Annotated in this window: 24 protein-coding genes; 19 read left to right on the top strand and 5 right to left on the bottom strand. The window is 57.8% G+C overall.

The genetic code is table 11. The annotated features are described in order from the left end of the window. Nucleotides 1-202 precede the first annotated feature (202 nt). The 7 genes from LCH65_RS08180 (at nt 203) to LCH65_RS08210 (ending at nt 7,092) form a co-directional block, all read left to right on the top strand. Nucleotides 203-595 carry a hypothetical protein gene (locus tag LCH65_RS08180; protein WP_003433578.1) on the top strand — a complete coding sequence of 131 codons (393 nt, stop codon included), beginning with the start codon at nt 203-205 and terminating at the stop codon, nt 593-595. Between the two features lie 330 nt (nt 596-925). Then, nucleotides 926-1,510, top strand: coding sequence for a fimbrial protein (locus LCH65_RS08185; RefSeq protein ID WP_003365284.1), 585 nt, complete (start codon nt 926-928; stop codon nt 1,508-1,510). A 63-nt stretch (nt 1,511-1,573) separates the two neighbouring features. After that, entirely contained in the window at nt 1,574-2,326 is a 753-nt protein-coding gene (locus LCH65_RS08190) for a molecular chaperone (protein ID WP_058416426.1), read from the top strand. A 131-nt stretch (nt 2,327-2,457) separates the two neighbouring features. Continuing rightward, nucleotides 2,458-4,992, top strand: coding sequence for a fimbria/pilus outer membrane usher protein (locus LCH65_RS08195; protein WP_054080692.1), 2,535 nt, complete (start codon nt 2,458-2,460; stop codon nt 4,990-4,992). Continuing rightward, the gene (locus LCH65_RS08200; protein ID WP_226439292.1) at nt 4,989-5,774 is read left to right on the top strand and encodes a molecular chaperone; all 786 of its coding nucleotides are present in this window, start codon (nt 4,989-4,991) and stop codon (nt 5,772-5,774) included. The genes LCH65_RS08195 and LCH65_RS08200 overlap by 4 nt, the downstream gene beginning before the upstream one ends. Nucleotide 5,775: 1 nt before the next feature. Next, entirely contained in the window at nt 5,776-6,774 is a 999-nt protein-coding gene (locus LCH65_RS08205; RefSeq protein WP_058416398.1) for a fimbrial protein, read from the top strand. Between the two features lie 93 nt (nt 6,775-6,867). After that, nucleotides 6,868-7,092 carry a hypothetical protein gene (locus LCH65_RS08210; protein ID WP_044309220.1) on the top strand — a complete coding sequence of 75 codons (225 nt, stop codon included), beginning with the start codon at nt 6,868-6,870 and terminating at the stop codon, nt 7,090-7,092. Nucleotides 7,093-7,109: 17 nt separating this feature from the next. On the opposite strand, the gene LCH65_RS08215 is transcribed toward LCH65_RS08210, so the two are convergent. From LCH65_RS08215 to LCH65_RS08225, 3 genes are all read right to left on the bottom strand, one after another. Then, nucleotides 7,110-7,865 carry a YkgJ family cysteine cluster protein gene (locus LCH65_RS08215; protein WP_058416399.1) on the bottom strand — a complete coding sequence of 252 codons (756 nt, stop codon included), beginning with the start codon at nt 7,863-7,865 and terminating at the stop codon, nt 7,110-7,112. 117 nt (nt 7,866-7,982) lie between these two features. After that, the gene (locus LCH65_RS08220) at nt 7,983-8,444 is read right to left on the bottom strand and encodes a GNAT family N-acetyltransferase (RefSeq protein WP_058416400.1); all 462 of its coding nucleotides are present in this window, start codon (nt 8,442-8,444) and stop codon (nt 7,983-7,985) included. 65 nt (nt 8,445-8,509) lie between these two features. Further along, nucleotides 8,510-9,406 carry a chemotaxis protein gene (locus LCH65_RS08225; protein ID WP_003365270.1) on the bottom strand — a complete coding sequence of 299 codons (897 nt, stop codon included), beginning with the start codon at nt 9,404-9,406 and terminating at the stop codon, nt 8,510-8,512. 611 nt (nt 9,407-10,017) lie between these two features. Between LCH65_RS08225 and LCH65_RS08230 the strand changes: the two genes are divergently transcribed. From LCH65_RS08230 to LCH65_RS08275, 10 genes are all read left to right on the top strand, one after another. Continuing rightward, nucleotides 10,018-10,527 (top strand): disulfide bond formation protein B, encoded by a 510-nt coding sequence (locus tag LCH65_RS08230; RefSeq protein ID WP_003365269.1) that lies wholly within the window; start codon nt 10,018-10,020, stop codon nt 10,525-10,527. A 252-nt stretch (nt 10,528-10,779) separates the two neighbouring features. After that, complete coding sequence (locus LCH65_RS08235) at nt 10,780-10,980, top strand: hypothetical protein (protein WP_003314077.1); 201 nt, start codon at nt 10,780-10,782, stop codon at nt 10,978-10,980. A 10-nt stretch (nt 10,981-10,990) separates the two neighbouring features. Continuing rightward, the gene (gene cyoA / locus LCH65_RS08240; protein ID WP_003433560.1) at nt 10,991-11,932 is read left to right on the top strand and encodes a ubiquinol oxidase subunit II; all 942 of its coding nucleotides are present in this window, start codon (nt 10,991-10,993) and stop codon (nt 11,930-11,932) included. A 3-nt stretch (nt 11,933-11,935) separates the two neighbouring features. Next, entirely contained in the window at nt 11,936-13,948 is a 2,013-nt protein-coding gene (gene cyoB, locus LCH65_RS08245) for a cytochrome o ubiquinol oxidase subunit I (protein WP_003433558.1), read from the top strand. A gap of 3 nt (nt 13,949-13,951) precedes the next feature. Further along, nucleotides 13,952-14,590 carry a cytochrome o ubiquinol oxidase subunit III gene (locus LCH65_RS08250; protein WP_226439293.1) on the top strand — a complete coding sequence of 213 codons (639 nt, stop codon included), beginning with the start codon at nt 13,952-13,954 and terminating at the stop codon, nt 14,588-14,590. After that, nucleotides 14,590-14,922, top strand: a complete 333-nt coding sequence (gene cyoD / locus LCH65_RS08255; RefSeq protein WP_003409003.1) for a cytochrome o ubiquinol oxidase subunit IV — start codon at nt 14,590-14,592, stop codon at nt 14,920-14,922. Before LCH65_RS08250 ends, cyoD begins: the two co-directional genes overlap by 1 nt. Nucleotides 14,923-14,932: 10 nt before the next feature. Further along, nucleotides 14,933-15,820, top strand: a complete 888-nt coding sequence (gene cyoE, locus LCH65_RS08260) for a heme o synthase (protein ID WP_003314082.1) — start codon at nt 14,933-14,935, stop codon at nt 15,818-15,820. A 255-nt stretch (nt 15,821-16,075) separates the two neighbouring features. Beyond that, a complete protein-coding gene (locus tag LCH65_RS08265) occupies nt 16,076-16,960 on the top strand; it encodes a glycosyltransferase family 2 protein (protein ID WP_058416401.1) in 885 nt (294 codons plus the stop codon). Between the two features lie 37 nt (nt 16,961-16,997). Continuing rightward, complete coding sequence (locus tag LCH65_RS08270; protein WP_058416402.1) at nt 16,998-17,639, top strand: CatB-related O-acetyltransferase; 642 nt, start codon at nt 16,998-17,000, stop codon at nt 17,637-17,639. Nucleotides 17,640-17,787: 148 nt separating this feature from the next. Continuing rightward, nucleotides 17,788-18,807, top strand: coding sequence for a branched-chain amino acid aminotransferase (locus tag LCH65_RS08275; RefSeq protein WP_226439294.1), 1,020 nt, complete (start codon nt 17,788-17,790; stop codon nt 18,805-18,807). A 56-nt stretch (nt 18,808-18,863) separates the two neighbouring features. Here LCH65_RS08275 and LCH65_RS08280 read toward each other — a convergent pair whose 3' ends face one another. Both LCH65_RS08280 and LCH65_RS08285 read right to left on the bottom strand, forming a co-directional pair. Next, nucleotides 18,864-19,862 (bottom strand): hypothetical protein, encoded by a 999-nt coding sequence (locus LCH65_RS08280; protein ID WP_058416404.1) that lies wholly within the window; start codon nt 19,860-19,862, stop codon nt 18,864-18,866. Between the two features lie 117 nt (nt 19,863-19,979). After that, nucleotides 19,980-20,768, bottom strand: coding sequence for a transporter substrate-binding domain-containing protein (locus LCH65_RS08285; RefSeq protein ID WP_003433545.1), 789 nt, complete (start codon nt 20,766-20,768; stop codon nt 19,980-19,982). A gap of 145 nt (nt 20,769-20,913) precedes the next feature. On the opposite strand from LCH65_RS08285, the gene LCH65_RS08290 reads away from it, so the two are divergent. Further along, nucleotides 20,914-21,222: a winged helix-turn-helix domain-containing protein gene (locus LCH65_RS08290; RefSeq protein WP_083515795.1), complete on the top strand. Its 309-nt coding sequence runs from the start codon at nt 20,914-20,916 to the stop codon at nt 21,220-21,222. 63 nt (nt 21,223-21,285) lie between these two features. Beyond that, entirely contained in the window at nt 21,286-22,296 is a 1,011-nt protein-coding gene (locus LCH65_RS08295) for an NAD(P)-dependent alcohol dehydrogenase (RefSeq protein ID WP_003365244.1), read from the top strand. Nucleotides 22,297-22,520 lie beyond the last annotated feature (224 nt).

Genomic DNA, 22,520 nt, shown 5'->3' on the forward strand with positions numbered 1-22,520 from the left:
ATGACTTTCAGCTGTCAGGTTTGTCAGAAAGCCTCCAGCGGGTGTGGCGTGCAGTCAAGAAAAGTCGGAATTGGACGATATCTATGTTGAAGAGATAGTTGTCCAGATGTTTATTAAGTCCTAGGAGTTTTCCTACATTTTCCTAAGTAGGTTTCTGGCAGGTCATTCTCTCATCAACTTAACTTATCGCATGAGTCAATGAATGGAGTACGCCATGAGCCGTCAGAAAACGAACGGAAAAGTGATGTGGACGTTACGGTCCCTTGATAAAAACTTGTGGGTCGCAATCATGTCGACGCTGTGGCTGGCTACTCCCGCTGTGTCATGGGCAAAGGACGGTGCAATAACGTTGCGTGGCAGTATCGTCAACAGCAGTTGCAGGGTTTCCAGTACAGAGATAACGGTGCCCGGTAATCAGTCGAGAACGCTGGAAGTTGCACCCGGGGTCATTATTCATGTGAGCACCGAACGCAATGTCTGTGGTGAGCAGGCAATGCCCTTCGTGACGCAGTATCAGGTATTGCCTGCCGCCGTGGTTATCGACGGAGAAGCCCTGCAGGCACGCGCTGCCGTCGTTACGTTGAGCTATCAGTGACTAGCTGCCTGTTGTGTTTTCTCGTCCGGACTGTCACGTTTTCAAGTGGCAGTCCAGTGCCCGCCAGGTATGAACGATACATAACCTCGGCCACCGTCAAGGCGTCGCTAGTCTGTACCTGAGTAAAGACGCGCTTCTGTGTGGAAAAGGGTTTTTATCAGTGTGCCGGGCACGACTTATAATTATTCCTACAGACCTGTCCTGCGTGTCGTGTTGTGTTGTCTGCGGGGTGAAAGTTACCGGGCTGACAGCATTGAAATAGACCTGGCTCTATAGTGCTCACCGTCCGATAGCGGGCACACACGAAATAACACAAGGAAGGTCGTTAGCATGAAAAAGCGTTCTCTTACATTGGCAGTTCTGGGCGTAATGGGCGTTGGCATGGCAGGTACCGCCAGTGCTGCGAACAACGGCACAATGGTCTTTAACGGAACACTGACCAATATCTCCTGCGATGTGGGGCCGGGCACGGGTGTCAGTGCGGGGACCAACCCTGGCGAAATCAATATCGACCTGGGCAACGTGTCCTTCTCCGATATCGGTGTATCGAGCGAAAGCCGATTCGAGACGGCTGCCCCCATCCAGCTGCTGGTCAACTGCAGTGCCGGTGCAGACCAGTACAACATGGTGAAGATGCGCCTTATTGCCCGTAACGGCAGTGGCCTGGACAACAACGACGCGAAACTCCTGCGCACCACCGGTGCGGCAGATGGCGTCGGTATCGGCCTGCTCAATGCGTCCAGTGTGCTGATGGATCTGAGTGGTGACGAAACCGTCGACACCACGCTGATCAAGGATGGCGCCAACGGTGCCACCGCTGAAATCAATTTTGGCGCGGTGTATGTGCTTAACGGCACGCCCACCAATCCGGGTAATGCCGACGGCTTCCTGCCGTTCGTGATGGATTACGAGTAATCGTGTCGGGCGGGGCGGGCAGTGCTCGCTCTGTCCTCTACCGAATTCAAGGCGAACGCCAGCATGTTTTCCGATTTTTTTCGCTACACGATGCTTGTTGCGTTGGTGTTCTGCGCATCCACCGTTCAGGCGGGCATTGTATTGAATACGACGCGAGTCATTTACCAGGGCACTGATAAAGAGGTCAGTCTGGGTGTTCACAACAGTGGCGGGGGAGAGATTCTCCTCCAGTCCTGGCTTGAACCGCCTGTGGCGGCGGTCAGCACTCACGAAAGTCTGCCGAACCTGCCGTTCATTGTCACACCCGCACTTGCGCGTATGGCCGGGGGTGGCAGGCAGCTATTGCGGATCATTCATTCCGGTGCCGACATGCCCACCGATCGTGAATCGGTGTTATGGCTCAATGTTCAGGAAATTCCCCAGGCCGCAGCTGAAAACACACTGCAGATCGCGGTACGTCAGCGCATCAAAGTCTTCTTCCGGCCTGATGGTTTGCAGGGTGATCCACAGCAGGCTCCGGAAAAACTGAACTGGCAGTGGGTCGATGACACCGGTGTACAGGTCGAAAATCCCGGCCCCTATCATGTCTCCATGCTGAGGGTTTCCATACGCCAGCATGACACCGAACTTGCCCGTCTGGACAGTCAGATGCTGGCGCCGCATCAGCGTCTGCGTATTCCGTTACAGCACACATCGGCAAGTGCGCCGTTGCTGTTGAGTTTCGTCAGTCTCAATGACTACGGCGGACAAGTGCCTTATCAGGCAGCCCTTACCCATAAACAACCGGTTAACGCCGGCAAGGCGTCGCCCCGATAAGCTGGCGCATCCACTGTCAGCGTTCACTGTTCAAACCGTCGGGCCTCAGCGACAAGACCGCCCGGCAGACCTGCGTCTGTGTAAAAGGATTGCGCGACGCGCGCGACAGCCGAAGTAGAGTGAAGACCGCTATGGAATGGCGCAAAGAAGTTAACAAGGGAGTCATTGCCCAGTGCGCGCTCCCTCACCCCCGACGCTGTGCGCGGGGTATCGGTTTCGGATTGGCGTTGATGGTTGCGGTCAGCGCGTCGGCCGCCTCTTCGGGTGGCAGCGGCGCAGGCAGATTCAATACGGCTTTTATCCAGGGAAGCGATCAGCCGGCTGACCTTCAGGAGTTTCTGCGCTCCAATAGCGTACTGCCCGGTACTTACCGGGTTGATATCTACGTCAATCGCAAGCTGAGCGGCAGGCGGGATATCCGCTTTTTGAAAAATCCGCTGTCAGGCCTGATCGAGCCCTGCCTGTCGCTCGAGATGCTACAGAGCTTTGGTCTGGACTTGAGTCGTCTGCCGTCAGGTGAGGTGTCTGCCCAGGCCTGTTTCGACCTGCCTGCGCGTGTCGAATTTGCCCGCGTCGACTATCAGCCCGGTGCGTTGCGACTGACGATCAGTGTGCCGCAAGCGGTGATGTCACGCGGTGCCCGCGGTTATGTGTCGCCGGAGCTTTGGGATCAGGGCGAGACCGCAGGCTTTATCAATTACAACTTCAATGGCAGCCGTCGGCGTAACAAGGGCCTGGAAACGGATCAGTACTACGTGGGGCTGCGAAACGGGCTGAACGTTGGTGCCTGGCGTTTGCGCAACGAGTCCTCTCTGGTGGGTGGCAGTGACAGACCCTGGCGTTATCGCAGCAATCGTACGTTCGCACAGCGCGACATCACCGCCCTGAAAAGCCAGCTCACGCTGGGCGAGACGTTTACCGATTCGCAGGTCTTCGACAGTGTCCGCTTCAGGGGCGCGGCGCTGGTCTCTGACGACGGCATGTTGTCTGACAGCGAGCGGGCCTATGCACCGGTCATCCGCGGGATTGCCGAAACCAATGCGACCGTGGAAGTTCGCCAGAACGGCTTTCTGCTTTACAGCGGCAGTGTGTCGCCCGGGCCTTTCGAGATTGCCGATATTTATCCCAGTGGCTCGAATGGCGATTTGTCGGTGTCTGTCATCGAAGCCGACGGGCGTGTGCGAACCTTCACTCAGGCCTACGCGTCGCTGCCGATCATGGTTCCCGCAGGCTCGTTGCGCTACAGCCTGGCCAGCGGGCAGGTCGACAACAACGACGACCAGCAGGCCTCTCCGGCGTTTGCCAGCGCAGCCCTGATCTACGGGCTTTCCGAACGGATCACCGGGTTTGCCGGGCTGCAACTGGCCGAGGATTATCAGGCCTGGAATATAGGTACGGGAGTAAACACCGGGCTGGGCGCGGTGTCGATGGACCTCACCCGATCGATCAGCAAGGTGGATCAGCAGGCGCGCAGTGGTCAGAGCCTGCGGGTGCGTTATGCCAACACGCTGGACGTCACCGACACCACGTTGGCAGTGGCCGGTTACCGGTATTCGACCGAGCAATACCGGACCTTGAACCAGCACGTCAGCGATATCGGCCCGCAGCGGCTGGTACTGCCCTCTGGTCTGGCGCGGGATCGACTCGAACTCAGCATCACTCAGATAGTGCCTGGCCAGTCGGCGTCGCTGAGCCTGACTGCTTCAGAGCAGCGCTACTGGAACCTGCCCGGCAAGACCCGGCAACTTTACCTGTCCTATAACGCAGCCTGGCGTTCGCTCAATTACAGCCTGTCCGTCGAACGCAACGAGGATTTCGGGCGAAGCGGTGACGCGAGCACCGACAATCGTATTGCCCTGAGCGTGACCCTGCCGCTTGGATCCAGCCCCGGCTCGTCGCGATTGTCTTTCAACGCGGTGCGCGACAGCCGCGGCGAGTACAACGCGCAGACCGGTCTTAACGGCCAGGTGCCGGGCGATCGCGACACGTTCTATTCGGTACAGGCTGGACGTGACAGTACCTCCGGCAGTTTCGGCGCAGGCAAGGTCAGCACCAGCACGGCATTCGGCCGTTTCGAGGCCGGTTATAGCCAGGGTCAGGATTACGATGCATTCAGCCTGTCCGCCGCTGGTTCGCTGGTAGCGCATGCCGGTGGCGTGAACCTTGGGCAGGCCTTGGGGGAAACCTTTGCACTGGTTCAGGTGCCCGATGTCGGTGGTGCCCGCTTGAAGTCGTTCAGTAACGTCGAGACCGCCGGCAACGGCTATGCGGTTCTGCCTTATGCGCAGGCCTACCGCACCAACTGGGTCAGCCTGGATACCCGGCAGTTGGGCGCTGATGTCGATCTGGAAAACGCCATCACCCAGATCGTGCCGCGCAGGGGCGCGATCCCGGTGGTGCGCTTCAAGGCCAATGTGGGCCGTCGGGTGCAGTTCGAACTGGTGCGCACCGATGGCAGCAAGGTGCCGCTGGGCGCCAGTGTCGAAGATGAGCAGGGCAGGGCGCTGGCAGTGGTCGATCCCGGCAGTCAGGCGCTGGTGCTCAGCGAGCAGGACGCCGGCAGCGTGTGGGTACGCTGGTCCGATCAACGTTGTCAGGCAACATTCTCGCTACCGCCCAGAGACCCGTCGCGAGCCTACGAGCGGATCAGGGTGATATGCCGATGAGCGCTTTCGCTGGCTCATGCAAGGCGCTGCTGACGGCTGTGCTTTTGACGAGCGACCTGGCGGCGCACGGCGCTGTTTCGCTGAGTGGAACACGGCTGGTTTTCGACGGGCAGTATCGCGAAGTCACGCTCGAAGTGCGCAATCGCGGCAAGTCCGAGGCGCTTTTGCAGGCCTGGCTCAGCGACGCCGCGGACGATGACGACACCCCGGGTGAGCTTCGCAAAGCGCTGCCATTCGTGGTCACGCCACCGCTTGCACGCCTGGCGGTGGGCGGCAGGCAGACCTTGCGCGTGCTGTATCAGGGCTCGGGCATGCCGCAGGAGCACGAGTCTCTGCTGCATCTGTATGTGCTTGAGGTGCCTCGACGCCAGGACGGCGTGGGGCAGTTGAACATTGCCGTGCGCCAACGCATCAAGGTGTTCTACCGGCCCCCCGGCCTTGACGGTGATCCGGCCGACACCCCCGCGCGGCTGCTGTGGACACTGACTCATGACCCGTCGCACGTCTTGTCGCTGACGGTCAGTAACCCGACGCCCTATCACGCCGCTCTGCAAGCGCTGCATATCGACGGTGTGCAGCTCGGCGATCATCTGCTGCTGGCGCCGGGCGCCCAGGTTGCCATGGGTGTGCCCGCAAGTGTCGAGCCCTCTGCCACACATCGTTTTTCATACCAGTCGCTGACCGACTACGGCGGCCGACGGACCCATTGCGCACAGCTCACCGGGCAGACAGCCACTACGGCCGGGCTGCCGAAAAACAATTCCATTCAGGACGAATGCTGATATGAAATATCTCTCTGCCGGAGGCTGGCTGCGATCCCTTGCCGTGGTGCTGTTACTGCATCCGGCTTCCACTTTCGCGCTGATCTGTACCACTCAAGGGACGGGCGAAACCGAAATTCACGATGATCTGAGCAGTTCGGTGGCAATCCCGGAGTCGAGTCCTGACGGGGAAGTGGTATGGCGTTCCGAACCTCTGACTGTTCAGGTCGAATGCGCGAGAGAGGGCTGGCAGTCCGGCGCGGAGGAGATTTTTATCTACCTGAATCCGGACAATCGTTCGATCGGTCAGGGGATTCGCGCCGGGATGACGCTGCAGGGCATCGATCACCTGCAAGGCGGTGGAAGGATCAGTACCGGGAGCTACCTGCCGATGTGTCGTGAGGGTGAGAGCACGCTCGACAACTGCCCTAAGGTGCGCTTCAGCCTGGCGTTTTCGGTGTTCATCCAGAAGTTCGGCGCTACACCGTCCTCCGGCGTGGCCAGTGACCTGCTCGATTACCGGTTTTTTCAGCTGGGCGGCGCGACAGACCCGAGTCGGCTGTCAGGGCTCAGCCTCAGTTATGTGATCAATAACCTGCGGGGGCTGAGGTTCGTGGCCTGCGATGCCGATCTCCAAGTGCTCCCGGAAACCGTGGAATTTGGCGATGTTGCGATACACCAAGTGGCCATTGGCAAAGTGACTGCCACCCAGACATTCTCCCTGCTGACCAGTCGCAGTTGCGATTCGCCCTTCAGCATCGACGCGCGTTTCAGGCCGGTGACAGGCACTCTGTCTGGCGAGCTGCTGATCCCTGTCGGTAATGATTCGTTGGGGATCCGGATGACCAGCGCAGTCAATGGTCAGCCGTTACGCTACAACGAACCCTTCCATCTGACGGAATTGCTGGGCGAAACCAACACTGCCAGGGCGGACTTCAATGCCGAACTGCTATGGAACACCAGCACGCCACGGCCCGGACCGTTCAATGCCGAAGTGATGGTCGATCTGTTCTACAAATGACGGCGACAGGAGGCTCGGGCGGTTGTGCGGCGATTGATGTATGCTGCGCGGCCGCGGGCATTTGCCCGGCCAATTCGACTTTCTGGTGACACCATGACCACTCCTGAACAACCCCCTGTTCAAGACGCCGCAGCCGACTCCGCCGCAGACACTGAAAAGAAGGCTGTCATTGCGCCTTTCAGCTTTCCGTTCAAGCCTTCGGAGTTTGCCCAGGCCAAAAAGGAGCCGGCGTGGCATCAGAAAACCAACAAGCACGGCCACCACAAGACCCCGGGCGTAGCGCCGGCCGGCACCCGCAGGTCGATGGGCAAGCGCTGATTGCCTGATTGATCCTGTCAGGCAGCCTGCAACGGGATGAACAGGTAGGAAACCGGCTGCCGGTCAGTCACTTCGGCACCTTCCTGTTGCAGGGTGTCCAGAACGTGCTGGCCGGCCACGTGAAACTCCCACTTCGAGCCCTGGGCTCGCTCATCCTGCGCAGGATTTGCGACTTCTTCGATGGCAGCGGCAAACGCGCCCATGTCCGGCAGATAGGCGACGAAACCGTTGCCCTTGAGGGCGGTGGTACGGATGCCGAGCTTCTGGCAAATCAGCTGTTTGGTCTCTATCTCATCCCGGTCGGCCTGACGCGACTGTTCGATCAGGTCTATCAGTTGCGTATCGACCAGCCTGTCGTTGACGATCAGGTCAGGACCCTGCTCCCAGGACTCTGGCGGGCAGCCTTTGCTGTCGGGGCGTAACGGAATGTGCGGGTTGATCTCCATCGGATAGATTCGGCACACCAGCGGCCGGCGCTCGTAGATGCGGCACAGGTTCTTCTCGTCAAGATTCCGGCAGCGCCCCACGTTGTAGGCCGCGAAGGTGATCGCCACGAAGGCTGTCGTGCTGCCACTGCTCACCTCGGTCGAGCGACGGCTGGCATGGGTCAGCTGGGTCTCGGAGACCCCGTAGCCATTGCTCAAAAATGCCTCGGTCAGAACGATGACGTTGCCGCCATCTGCTGCCCACTGCGTGGCTTCGCCGAGCGTCAGCGGTACGTGATGGTCGGTGCAACAGCCGCCACAACCCACGCAGGAAAACTTGGTGTCCATTATCTCGATGATCCGTCGAAGAGGTATGTGGTGGGCGACAACAATTGGTCACTCACCTGCTTGATACCTCTCCGGAAGCAAGTTGTGCGCCAGTCGCCGGGCGGGTCAACAGCGCGTTCAGGCTGCAGGGATGTCGAAACGCTTGAGATAGGCCATTGCGGATTTCTCATAAAGACGCCGCGCCGCCAAGTTGTTTTCCATGACGTGAAGGTCGACAGATGCTTCGTTGCGCGTACGCAGATGGACGAACAGGTGATTGAGCAGGGCGTGGCCGATCCCGCTGTGTCGCACACCAGGGTGCACGACCAAGTCCCTGATGAATGCGCTGGTCCAGCACACGATCACACCGACTACCGTTGCATCACGCATGGCCAGAAAGCACCGCGACGGGTCGCATTCCGGATCGTGTTCGAAGGCGGCCAGCCAGTCCGGATAATCCGCAACGCAGCCTGCCGCGCTGCCGTAACCCACGGTCAGCAGGCGGTGAACCTCTGGGGCTCGATCAATGGTGAAGGGGTGTGGCTGGATGCCATGCGGCCAGGCTGCGAATGATACTGGCACTGCGAGATCCCGACGCATCAGCCAGTAATGCGCGGCGGATGCGTCGGTCAGGTTCGGACGTTGTGTCGCTGTGCGCTCAGGGATCAGAGCCCTTGGGCGACCACCGTACGTGCGGCCTCGATCAGGCATTTGGTCAACTCGGGTGACGAGAACTTGGTCAACACGGCATTGGCCCCGGCGACCTGGGACTTCTCGCTGTTCATCGCGCTATCGAGCGAGGTGTGCAGCAGAATGTACAGGTCACTGAAGTCCGGCGTATCCCGGAGTGTGCGGGTGAGGGCGTAGCCGTCCATTTCCGACATCTCGATATCGGAAACCACCACGTTGATCTGCCGTGCAGTGCCCTGCAGGTCGAGCAGAACATCGATAGCTTCTTTGGCACTGCGCGCCGTGTGGCATTCGATGCCGAGATTACGCAAGGTAATGATCGACTGCTGCAGGGCAACCTGGCTGTCATCGACGACCAGAATCCGCGCCTTGCTCAGCAGTTCCGCATCCTCTTTGGCCAGCTCCGTCGATTGCACGACGATCTGCGCAGGGGCGATGCCGTGGATCACCTTTTCGATGTCCAGCACCTGCACCAGCACGCCGTCGACCTGAGTGACCCCGGTGATGAACGACTTGCTGCTCGACCCGTAGGGCGGCGGACGGATATCGGTGGTCAGGCAATGCACAATCTTGCTGACGGCCTGAACGTGCAGGCCCTGCTTCGAGCGACTGACATCCGTGACGATCAGGCAGCCACCGTCGGGATCGGCCAGCGGACGCTCGCCGATCGCACGACTCAGATCGATAACCGACAGTGACGAGCCACGTAACGTCGCGATGCCTTTGACGTGCGGGTGCGATTCGGGAAGATGGGTCAGGGGAGGGCAGGGGATAATCTCGCTGACCTTGAGCAGGTTGATCGCCATCAGCTTGCCGCTGCGCAACGTGAAGAGGAGCAGCGAAAGTGAATCTGCTCGGACGTTCTTGGACATATGAACCTTCTGGCTGTAGGTGTTTCGTCGCCTGGTAGCGGCAAACAACTTTCTATGACAGGTTATCGACCTGAGACGGGCTGGCTTGAGGATTTTTAACCGACAGCCGAGCACGCCGTTCGCTTGCCATTGGAAGTCGTTGCACTACACCGCAGCGGGCCCGACAAACTGACTGCCCACGTCCCGATAGTGGCAGTCTGGCTTCGGTTGCGTCAAACCGGAGGAGGGCGGCAGATTGTCGCTCTCTGCATTCCGACAACCTGCGTCGCGGGTTCGCACGCAGTAGTGCTTTGCCAGAAAGGCACCCTGCGACAAAATACCGCAGCTATATATAGAAGAAGAGCTGCGACAAACTGACGCACCCTTCTATATATAGAAGGGCATTGCATCCGGCTCCCGCAAAAACGTCCTGTCGGTCTTGGATCTGCCGACGCGCAGACCATCCGGCTGGCAAATGCGCCCGTATGGCTGGCCAATGCTTGAGTTGCCGGATCAGACAGATGATCATCGCGCACGCCTCGGCTCAGCCAGGCCGTCCACCCCCGTTCAGGTTGCTGACGCACGCTGCATGGCGTTGACCAACCCTTTCATCAGTTCAGTAAGGTATGTGAATGAGCGACAACACGTTGTACCTGAGACGCGAAAAGCGCTTTCTGGTTTTGCTGGGGATTATCTGCCTGGCCCTGATCGGCGGCGCCCTGTACATGCAGATCGTCCTGGGCGAAGCGCCTTGCCCGTTGTGCATCCTGCAGCGTTACGCGCTGTTGTTCATCGCCATTTTTGCGTTCATCGGCGCGGCCATGCCTGGGCGTCGCAGCGTCACGGCGTTTGAAACCCTGGTTACCCTCAGCGCCCTTGGCGGCATTGCCGCGGCCGGCCGGCATGTCTGGATCCTCGCCCATCCGTCCGACAGCTGCGGTATCGACGTGCTGCAGCCAATTGTCGATGGCCTGCCATTGGCTACACTGTTCCCTACAGGGTTTCAGGTAAGCGGTTTCTGCACGACGCCATATCCGCCGGTTCTCGGATTGTCACTCGCGCAATGGGCGCTGACGGCGTTTGTCCTGACCGCAGTTCTGGTACCGGCGTGCATCATTCGCAATCGCCGCAAACCTTACTAACTACAGGGGCTTTCGCAAAAAATGCCCCGTGAATACGGGGCTTTTTTCGAGTGAAATGAGGCGTTTGCAAGACGATTGTTACGCATATAGAGAATAACTGTTACAAAATTAGGCATAGTCATTAAAAATTTACGTATCTACAATCCCCGTCACTTGTCGTTCAGCTTGGCCGAACGATCAGCATTTTGAGGCTTGGAGCGTCCCCTGTGCACTCTGAACAGGCAGCGCAACGCTTGCCTCTGAGGGCGTATAATGGCCGCGTCGAAAGCGTCTGCCCGAAGTTTTGGGCAGTTCCAGCAACTCAAAAAACAAGAATCCATAGCTAAACCCGGACTTGTCGATACGCCGCTGTGCGTACTGGCGGCCCTTGTTCAATTCAAAAAAATTAGCCGGCACTGGCAGGGCGAAGTGTTGGCGGTCGAAACCCAACTGCACCGCGCAAGCTGCTTTTAGAGGTCGTGAAATGAGTAAAAAAAGGTACCCCAGGTTTTTTGGCTTCTTGGCCCTTTTCTGTATGCTTTTGCTCAGTGGATGCGATGGCGTACCTCTGCTCGATCCAAAAGGGCAGGTGGGTATCGAGCAGCGGAACCTGATCGTAATCGCAACGTTGCTGATGCTGATTGTCGTGATCCCGGTCATCCTGATGACCCTGATCTTCGCCTGGAAGTATCGCGCGTCGAACAAGGCCGCCAAGTACACGCCGGACTGGTCTCACTCCACCAAGATCGAAATCGCAGTCTGGGGCGTACCCATGCTGTTGCTGGTCTTCCTGGGGTACATCACTTACGTTTCGACTCACTCGCTGGACCCTTACCGTCCGCTTGATTCGGACGTCAAGCCGGTCACCATCCAGGCGATCTCGGTTGACTGGAAATGGGTATTCGTCTATCCGGACTACGGCATCGCCACGGTCAACAAGATCGTGTTCCCTGCCAAGACTCCGATCAACTTCCAGGTGACCTCCGACAGTGTGATGAACTCGTTCTTCATCCCGGGTCTGGGTGGTCAGATCTACGCGATGGCGGGCATGCACACCAAGCTGCATCTCATTGCCAACGAGAATCACGAATTCAACGGTATTTCGGCCAACTACAGTGGCGCAGGCTTTACCGGCATGAAGTTCAAGGCCATCGCTACCAGCCAGGCTGATTTCGACAGCTGGGTCAGCGAAGTCAAGAGCTCACCTAAAAAGCTTGGCACGGCCGAATACGCCGAGTTGATCAAGCCGAGCGAACGCAACCCTGTCGAACTCTTTTCCTCGGTCACCCCGAACCTGTTCCAGATCGTCATCGACAAGTATGAAGGTATGAATCCAGGCAAGAAGGTTGTTGCTGGTGAGAAGGAAGTGGCCGGTGACGCTGGTGCGGAAAAAGGCAAAAATTCAGCTGCTGGGGCAGAGGAGTAAACGATGTTTGGCAAATTAAGTCTGGAAGCGGTGCCGTTCCACGAGCCCATAGTCATGGTGACACTTGCCATGATCGCGCTCGGCGGCATTGCGGTTGTCGGGTTGATCACCTATTTCCGCAAGTGGACGTACTTGTGGTCTGAATGGCTGACCTCTGTCGACCACAAGAAAATCGGCGTGATGTACATCGTCGTTGCCATGGTCATGCTGCTGCGCGGTTTTGCCGACGCCATCATGATGCGTACCCAACTGGCGATGGCCCAGAACGGTTCCGAAGGGTTCCTTCCGCCTGAACACTATGACCAGATCTTCACCGCTCACGGTGTGATCATGATCATCTTCATGGCGATGCCGTTCTTCACGGGTCTGATGAACATCGTTCTGCCTCTGCAGATCGGCGCTCGCGACGTGGCGTTCCCGTTCCTGAACTCCCTGAGCTTCTGGCTGCTGGTTGCAGGTATGCTGCTGATCAACATCTCCCTGGGTGTCGGTGAGTTCGCCAAGACTGGCTGGGTCGCGTATCCGCCTCTCTCCGGGTTGCAATACAGTCCTGGCGTAGGGGTTGACTACTACATCTGGGCGCTACAGTTATCCGGGTTAGGTACGACGCTGACGGGGGTCAACTTCCTCGTGACCGTTCTGAAGATGCGTACCCCTGGCATGAAACTGATGGACATGCCGATCTTCACCTGGACCTGCACCTGGGCAAACATCCTGATCGTGGCTTCGTTCCCGATCCTGACCGCTACCCTGGCGTTCCTGACCCTTGACCGCTACCTGGACTTCCACATTTTCACGAACGAAATGGGCGGTAACCCCATGATGTACGTGAACCTGTTCTGGGCGTGGGGTCACCCTGAGGTGTACATCCTGATCCTGCCGGCCTTCGGCGTGTTCTCGGAAGTCATCTCGACGTTCTCCGGCAAGCGTCTGTTCGGCCACAAGTCGATGATCTTCGCCTCCGGTGCGATCTGTATCCTGGGCTTCATGGTCTGGCTGCACCACTTCTTCACCATGGGTGCGGGTGCCAACGTCAACGCCTTCTTCGGTCTGGCGACGATGCTGATCGCGATCCCGACGGGTGTGAAGCTGTTCAACTGGCTGTTCACGATGTATCAGGGCCGTCTGCGCTTCACTCCGCCGGTACTCTGGACCCTGGGTTTCATGGTCACCTTCTCGATCGGCGGCATGACCGGCGTTCTGCTGGCGATCCCGGGTGCTGACTTCGTGCTGCACAACAGCCTGTTCGTGATCGCTCACTTCCACAACGTCATCATCGGCGGTGCGGTATTCGGTTACATCGCCGGCTTCGCGTTCTGGTTCCCTAAAGCGTTCGGTTTCACCCTGAACGAGAAGTGGGGCAAGGCTGCGTTCTGGTTCTGGATCGTCGGCTTCTTCGTCGCATTCATGCCGCTGTACGCGCTGGGCTTCCTGGGCATGACCCGTCGTCTGAACGCTACCGACATGCCAGAGTGGAACATCTACCTGGACGTCGCGCTGTTCGGTGCCGTGCTGATCGCGATGGGTATCGCTTCGCAGCTGATCCAGCTGTTCGTGAGTATCCGTGACCGCGACAACAACCGCGATCTGACCGGTGACCCATGGAATGGCCATACCCTGGAATGGTCCACGTCTTCGCCTCCACCGTTCTACAACTTTGCCGAGCTGCCAAAAGCTGACGACATTGACGCGTTCACCGACGCAAAACGTGCCGGCACCGCTTACAAGGTTCCTGCCCGCTACTCGGCGATCCACATGCCTAACAACACGCCGACCGGCCTGTACATGGGTATGTTGCTGACGGTCTTCGGCTTTGCATTCATCTGGCACATCTGGTGGCTGGTAGGCGCAAGCCTGGTTGCGACCATTGCAGTCTTCGTTGCTCACGCTGTCCGTGACGACCAGGGCTACATGGTGCCTGCTGAAGATGTAGCGCGTATTGAAGGTGAGCATCACAAGGTCCTGGCGGCCAACGGTGCATACACTCCTGTCAAGTCCTCGCTGGAACAGGTTTAAACAATGTCAAATATTGCAATCAACTCCGGAGCCCACGATCACGATCACGGTCACGACCATGATCATGGGCATGACGATCACCACGACAGCGGTGGCATGACGGTCTACGGCTTCTGGCTGTACCTGATGACCGACTGCGTGTTGTTCGCCTCGTTCTTCGCGGTATACGCCGTGATGGTCAACAGTGTCGCGGGTGGCCCATCGGGCCAGGACATCTTCCTGCTGCCATTCGTGGCTGTGGAAACCGCGTTCCTGTTGGTCAGTAGTATCACTTACGGCTTCGCCATGCTGGCACTGTACAAGGGCAATAAAAGCCAGGTACTGGGCTGGCTGGCACTGACCTTCCTGTGCGGTGCTGCCTTCATCGGCATGGAAATCTATGAGTTCCATCACCTGATCGAAGAGGGCTACGGTCCGAGCCGCAGTGGCTTCCTGTCAGCGTTCTTCGCCCTGGTAGGCCTGCACGGTGCTCACGTGACCAGCGGTCTGATCTGGATGGCGATCATGATGTTCCAGGTCCAGAAAAGGGGCCTGACCAACACCAACAAGACGCGCCTGAGCTGCCTGAGCCTGTTCTGGCACTTCCTGGACGTTGTCTGGATCGGCGTGTTCACCGTTGTCTATCTGATGGGAGCTTTGTAATGTCAAATTCGCATCACTCCGCTGAAGACAATAGTCACGGCTCAGTGAAGTCGTACGTCATCGGTTTCGTACTGTCGATCATCCTGACCGCCATTCCGTTTGCCCTGGTGATGTCACCTTCACTGCCGAAGGACATGACGATCGCAATCGTTCTGGTCTTCGCGATCATCCAGATCCTGGTGCACCTGCATTACTTCCTGCATCTGGACTTCACGAGCGTGCAGCGTAACAACGTGATGGCCTTCGCCTTTACCACGATGGTTATCGTCCTGCTGGTCGGCTTGTCGCTGTGGATCATTTTCAGCGTCCACCGCGAAATGATGGCGCATTGAGGAATACCAGATGTCACTGAAGCACTTTATCCAAATCACCAAGCCGGGGATCATTTTCGGTAACGTGCTTTCGGTGGCAGGTGGCTTTTTTCTGGCTTCTAAGGGAAATATCGATTTCGGCGTGTTCCTCGCTGCTGTCATCGGTACTTCCCTGGTCGTTGCGTCCGGTTGTGTGTTCAATAACTGCATCGATCGCGATATCGATCAGCGAATGGAAAGAACCCGTAACCGGGTTCTGGTGCAGGGCCTGGTTTCACTGAAACTGGCGCTGCTCTACGCAACCTTGCTCGGTATTGCAGGCGTTGGCCTGCTGTACACCGAGGCCAATCCGTTGGCCGCACTGTTTGCAGTGATCGGGTTCGTGATTTACGTCGGCCTTTACAGCCTGTACCTGAAACGCAGATCCGTTCACGGCACGCTGGTGGGCAGTCTCTCGGGGGCCATGCCGCCGGTGATTGGCTACTGCGCAGTGAGCAACAGCTTCGACTTTGCGGCCCTGACGCTACTGGTGATGTTCAGCCTGTGGCAGATGCCGCATTCGTATGCGATCGCCATCTTCCGCTTCAATGATTACCGTGCTGCGAAGATCCCGGTTCTGCCGGTCAAGCGCGGCATTCTGGTTACCAAGCGCCACATCATGCTCTACATCCTGGCGTTCCTCGTAGCGACCCTGATGCTGACCGTCGGTGGCTATGCGGGTCTCAATTACCTGGCTGTCGCAGCGGGTATGGGCATGTACTGGTTGTACATGGCCTGGAAGGGCTACAAGGCCGTTGACGATACTGTCTGGGCTCGCAAGTTGTTCGTGTTTTCGATCTTCACCATTACTGCGTTGAGCGTGATGATGTCGGTCGACTTTCAGGTGACAAAAGAATTGCTGGTGACTTACGCCTTCTGATTCCTCCTGATACGCGTTATGAAAACCCCGTTCTGCGAAGAACGGGGTTTTTTTTCGAGTGCCGAACTACACTGGATGAAACACAGGGCGTGTCGGCAGTGTTGAAGTGCCTGTAAACGCCTGCTTGCAGGGCGTTTTTGACCTTTCATGGAAAATCAGGAGCGCTTGCCGCATGATGTGCCGTTTTCAAGCGACCTGTTACAGATATCCGGTTTCCGAGCCCGCCAGGGCTGATCATGATTATGGCTGCTACCCATGATGTCTTCAGAAAGTCAGAACCCCACGTCCAGCCCCTTGGTTTCCATCGTTGCCCCTTGCTACAACGCCGAGCGATTTCTTGAGGCTGCGATTCAGAGCATCTTTGCTCAGGACTACGGAAATTTCGAGGTCATCGTTGTTGATGATGGCTCGACCGACAACAGCATTGCGATGCTCGAGTCCCTGCAGCAACGCTATCCTTTCCAGCTTTACCGTCAGGCCAATCAGGGTGTCAGTGCTGCCCTTAACCACGGTCTGCGGTATGCCAAGGGCGTTTACCTCTCCACGCCGGACCTGGATGACATCATGCTTCCCTCATCGGTGCGGATCCGTGCCGAGTATCTGGACAATCACCCCGCAGTAGGCTGTGTCGGCGCATTGATCAGCTACATGGATGGTGACGGCAATGAAATCAAACGTCAGTCGCGCGATTACATCGAGAGGCTGACGTTTGATGACATATTGCGCGGCGCAGTGGTCGTCGGCGCGCCGGTCGCTCTGTACCGCATGAAGGCCATCAAGGGTGCGAACGGCTATGACCCGCAGATAAAGGTTCAGGATTTTCAGGCGACATTGAAAATAGCCCATCTGGGCTATGAAATTCATGTGCTCCCCGAGATCGTTACGCGCTACCGACGTCACTCGAACAACCTTTCACGCAAGTACAAGGTGTTGCTTGAGGCTGACTTGAAAAGCATCGAGCCTTATCGGGACCATCGCGAATACCAGAGCGGTCGCACTCAGGCCATCAACAAGGCCTTGAAATACGCCGCGGTCGCGGACAAGCGATATGCCTGGAGTCTGCTGTTGTCCATTCCGTGGAGGCAGATCAACAGAACAACCTTGCGGCGCTGCAAGCGTTTGTTGTTGAGCTATCGGTAGGCGCTGCCTGCTGGTCAAAACATATGTGATTGAAGATATGAAAATCATCGAGCTGTTAAAAAATAGAAAAATACGCAAGCAGCTACGCAAACTTGACAAACTGGAGAGGCTTGCGGAGAAGATCAGACTGCAATACCCGCGAGCTGAAGTGGGTGTAGGCACATATGGCACGCCGGATATCGTCGAGTTTGGTGATGATTCCGTGCTGCGTGTAGGGTCCTACACTTCGATTGCCAAAGGAGTGAGGATTCTGCTGGGGGGTGAGCACCGCACAGACTGGATCACGACCTATCCATTTCCCGCCATGGTCGAGCAATTGGCAGATATCAAGGATTACTCCCCCAGCAAGGGTGATGTCACCATTGGCAGTGACTGCTGGATCTGCGCCAACGCGCTCATCGTATCGGGCGTCACGATAGGTCACGGTGCAGTCGTCGGTGCCGGCGCGATGGTTGTGCGCGATGTGGCCCCCTATTCGGTTGTCGGTGGCAATCCGTGCAAATTCATCCGTTGGCGCTTTGAAGAGGATGTTCGTCAACTGCTGCTGCAAACGGCCTGGTGGGACTGGCCCATGGAGGAGGTCAAATCTGTGGCACGGACCTTGTGCAGCGGTGATATGGAAGCCTTTCTCTCATATGTTCGCCGGCGCCAGGCCACATCACGGCCAGTGGGCAACTGACTGGACGAAAAGCGCCTGTGCGTTCGGAGCTGCTTCAGAAATGCCATGTCGGTTTGCATTTATTTCGAGCCTCATGGCCCGAATGATCTGGCAGAATAAGGCATTGGCCTGACTCGACCAGGCAGTCGCTAAAATGATAGAGGGCGTTATGAGTCAAGAAAGCATCAACTGGGACACTCTGGGTTTTGATTACATCAAGACTGACAAGCGCTACCTTTCTCATTGGCGCGACGGTGCCTGGGATCAGGGCTCACTGACCGAGGACAACACGCTGCATATCAGCGAAGGGTCGACCGCGCTGCATTATGGTCAGCAGTGCTTCGAAGGCCTCAAGGCCTACCGCTGCAAGGATGGCTCGATCAATCTGTTCCGTCCCGATCAGAACGCCCAGCGCATGCAGCGCAGCTGCTCCCGTCTGTTGATGCCCCACATCCCGACCGATGTATTCATCGACGCCTGCAAACAGGTGGTCAAGGCCAACGAACGCTTCATCCCGCCTTACGGTTCCGGCGGCGCGTTGTACCTGCGCCCGTTCGTCATCGGTGTGGGTGACAACATCGGCGTGCGTACGGCGCCTGAGTTCATCTTCTCGATCTTCTGCATTCCGGTGGGCGCCTATTTCAAGGGCGGCCTGAAGCCGAACAATTTCGTCATCTCCGGCTACGACCGTGCTGCGCCCAACGGCACAGGTGCGGCCAAGGTCGGCGGTAACTACGCTGCCAGCCTGATGCCCGGTTCCGAAGCCAAGAAGCACAGCTTTGCAGATTGCATCTATCTCGATCCACAGACCCACTCCAAGATCGAGGAAGTAGGTTCAGCCAACTTCTTTGCCATCACCAAGGACGATGTGTTCCTGACGCCCAAGTCGCCATCAGTGTTGCCGGGTATCACCCGACTTTCGTTGATCGAACTGGCGAAATCCCGTTTGGGCCTGACGGTCGAAGAGGGCGATGTGTTCATCGATCAGATCGGCGAGTTCAAGGAAGCAGGCGCATGCGGTACGGCTGCGGTCATTACTCCGATCGGTGGGATTTCCTACAAGGACAACCTGCACGTGTTCTACAACCAGACCGAAGTCGGCCCTGTCACTCAGCGTCTGTACAAGGAGCTGACCGGCGTTCAGTCCGGTGACATCGAGGCGCCAGCCGGCTGGATCGTCAAGGTCTGATGAGCTGACCCGGATCGTTCCAGCGTCGAACGCTGGAACGACCACCGACCACACGTTCAGGCTTCAGGTGTTTTTCCTTGCTCAACCGGTTCTTTAGCCGGCCCCAGCACAATCGCCAAATGTCGCAAGTCGTCGACCTCCAGGCCATAGCTTTTGCCCGAAGGGCTCTGAGTGACCGTTCCCAGCGCATACACCGTGAAAAACTTCACGTCATCCGCGTGGCTCAGCAGCTCACTGATGTAACGGCTGGAGCGATAGGCCTGCATCTGCGCGGGCGACACGTAGAGCGTCACCAGTTTGCCGTCAAGACGGTCGAAGAACCTGAACTTGAAGCCCAGCCCGTACCGCTGCTCGATCAGGCCGCCGCCGAACAGCACCCGGCCGTTATCGCCTGATTGCGCGTATTTGATATGGCGAAAATATGAGCGCAGCGACACTTCGCCCTGGCCCGGAATTTTCAGCTTCAATAGCTTGAAGTCTTCCAGTGACAGCTCGGCCTTGGCCTGCCGATAGCTGTCCACCAGCCGCTCCAGATTGTTGGTGCGCGTTTCGCTGTAGCGAGCAATCGGTGCCTTGGCAGCTTCTGTGACTGGAAGCGTTGCAGCAGGGCGCTGAGCGCCAGCATCGGGCTTTTCCGGGCCGGACGTTTCCTTGGTCGGCACCTTGATGACCGGGTCGAAGATATCGATGTAATCGTCCAGCTTGCGTTTGGCCTTGCGCAGGCGTGTCTGTACATCGGTTTCTTCGACCGGCTCGTTCGGTTCTTCCTCTGCCTCTGCGCGCTCATCCACCCATTCGCAGCCCGGGTGATGGTCGTAATGCGGGTTGGCGCGAAAGTGCGCGGCGACGAAGGTCGGGTTGTCCTGTGGTTTCACGTCATAGCGAACCCCGGTGACCTTCGCGCCCATTGCCCTGCACGCCTCGGTCGAGCAGAGAAACTCGAACCGTGCGCGTGGCGGTTCCTGAGAGAAGTATTCGCGTCGCGCCGCGGCGATCGACAGCTCCTGCTGCAGTTCCACACAGTACGCACGGGTGATGGGTTTGCTGGGCTTCATGCTCGTTTGGCTGCCTTCCAGTGAGAGTTGCCGTAACACGCTATTTCACCCGGACACGCCTTGCAACCATTGCACAGCAGGACGTCGAAGGCAGTGCCCGGCAAAACCACTTCACACTCACTCGGCGGGCACTGCCAGCCATTCTCCCAGCGCCTGCTGATACTCGCCGGTGGCCTTGCTCAGATGCAGCCACTGATCCACGTAGCCTTTCCAGGTGACATCGTCACGTGGCAACAGGTAGGCCTTTTCGCCGTATTGCATGTAGCGGGTCGGATTGACCGCGCACAGGCCGGGCATGCGTTTCTGCTGGTAGAGCGCTTCGGAAGCATCGGTGATCATCACGTCAGCTTTCTTGTCCAGCAGCTCCTGGAAGATGGTCTTGTTGTCGTGAAATGCCAAGGACGCCTTTGGCAGATGAGCGCGAGCGAAGGCTTCATTGGTGCCACCGGCGGGTTCGATCAAACGCACAGAGGGCTGGTTGATCTGCTCGACCGTCTGATACAGCGCCTGATCGGCACAGCGTACCAGCGGGATTTTGCCATCGACGTCCAGTGTGTTGCTGAAAAACGCTTTTTTCTGGCGTTCCAGACTCACAGAGATGCCACCCATACCGATGTCGCATTTACCGGCCACCATGTCCGGCATCAGATTTTTCCAGGTCGTGGGCACCCACTGCACCTTCACCCCCAGGCTCTTGGCCAGTGAACGGGCCATGGTGATATCGATGCCTTCGTACTCACCGTCTTCGCGCAGCAGGGTGTAGGGCTTGTAGTCGCCAGTGGTGCAGACAGCCAACTGGCCAGCTTGCAGCACCTTGTCCAGATGCGAGGTGTAGTCCTGAGCCTGAGCCATGCCTGTGATGCCCAGCAGCAGGGCGGTCAGTGCGCTGTATTTAAGATTCATCATGAGTCTGGATGCTCTCAGCGGTGCAGTCGGTTTTATTGGAGCCGACAGATTGCTTCATTTGTCAGGCCGCTGTGAAGCTGTAATCAAAACATGCCGTTGGCCGGGGGAGGGAAATCAGGGGTTGAACATTTCGTAAAAAAGCGTAATGTTGTGCTCCATGATTCTTGAGCAAATCAAAGCGGTCGGCAATGACACTCGCATGTTGATCATGGAGTGGCTGAAAAACCCGCAAGCCCATTTCCCTCCCCAGGACCACGGTGATCCGGCGATAGGCGTATGTGTGTCGCACATTCAGGCCAAGGCCAACCTGTCGGCTTCTACCGCGTCTGCGCATCTGGCCATCCTGCAACGTGCCGGGCTGGTTCAGGCAACGAGGATCGGCAAGTGGACTTATTTTCGCCGTGACGAGCAGGCCATAGACCGGTTTGCCGACAGGCTCAAGAAAGAACTCTAGGCTTTGAGCGTTATTTATACATTTCGTCATTTTGCGTAATGTTGAATTGATAGGAGATTGACCATGAGCAATACAACCATCTACGTGCAGGCTGGCGGCGGCTACGATCAGGTCAGCGTGGGCGAAAGCGAAGTACTGGCACCGAAAGCCGGTGAGATCACTGTGCGTCTGCATGCCAACTCGCTCAACTATCACGACTTCGCGGTCGTTACCGGCATGTGGGCACCGACGGAAAAACGCATTCCCATGGCCGATGGTGCAGGTGTAGTCACTGCAGTGGGCGAGGGCGTCAGCGAGTTCGCGGTTGGCGACTCAGTGGTCAGCACGTTCTTCCCGGAATGGATCAGCGGCGAGCCGCTGGTCGAAGGTTTTGTCACGGTGCCGGGTGATGGCGTCGACGGTTATGCCCGCGAGCAGGTGACTGCCCGTGCCACCTCGTTCACCCTTGCGCCAAAGGGCTACAGCCATGCTGAAGCGTCCACGCTGACCACCGCCGGTCTGACCGCATGGCGTGCGCTGATGGTCGATGACGCGCTGAAAGCCGGCGATACCGTTCTGGTGCAGGGCACTGGTGGTGTATCGATTTTCGCGTTGCAGTTCGCCAAGATGGTCGGTGCGACCGTTATCGCCACGTCGTCGAGTGATGAAAAGCTGGAGCGTCTGCAAGCCATGGGCGCTGATCACCTGATCAACTACCGCAAGGACAGCAATTGGGGCGAGACGGCGCGCAAGCTGACCGGCGGCCGTGGCGTGGATCACATCATCGACGTGGGCGGCCCCTCGACACTGCAGCACTCCATGAACGCGGCCCGGGTCGCTGGCCATATCTCGGTCATCGGCATTCTGAGCGGTGTTGCCGGCCAACTGGAGTTCGTCCCGGCGCTGGTCAAACAGCTGCGCATGCAGGGCGTGCTGGTCGGCAGTCGCACCCAGCAACAGGACATGATCCGGGCCATCGATGCCAATGGCATGCGTCCAGTCATGGACCGTTCCTTCCCGATGACCGACATCGTCGAAGCGTTCCGTTACCAGGAAACCAATCAGCATTTCGGCAAGATCTGCCTGGATATCTGATCCGCAACACTGTGCTGTTAACTGAGCACAGGTGAACAGCGCTGGCCTGCCGACCCTGGTGTCGGCAGGCCAGTTGTGATGTTTTGCATTACTTTCCCAAGTACTCCCCGCTCATTTCCTCGCATCAAGTTCGCCGGTCTGTGGTCACACCTCTGTGGCATGAAAGACGTTCGTGCTGTGCAGCATCAGTGCTGCCTGGCGCCACGTTCAATTCGATTATCAGA

Source organism: Pseudomonas sp. MWU16-30316, from assembly GCF_020515645.1.
GTDB lineage: Bacteria > Pseudomonadota > Gammaproteobacteria > Pseudomonadales > Pseudomonadaceae > Aquipseudomonas > Aquipseudomonas cerasi.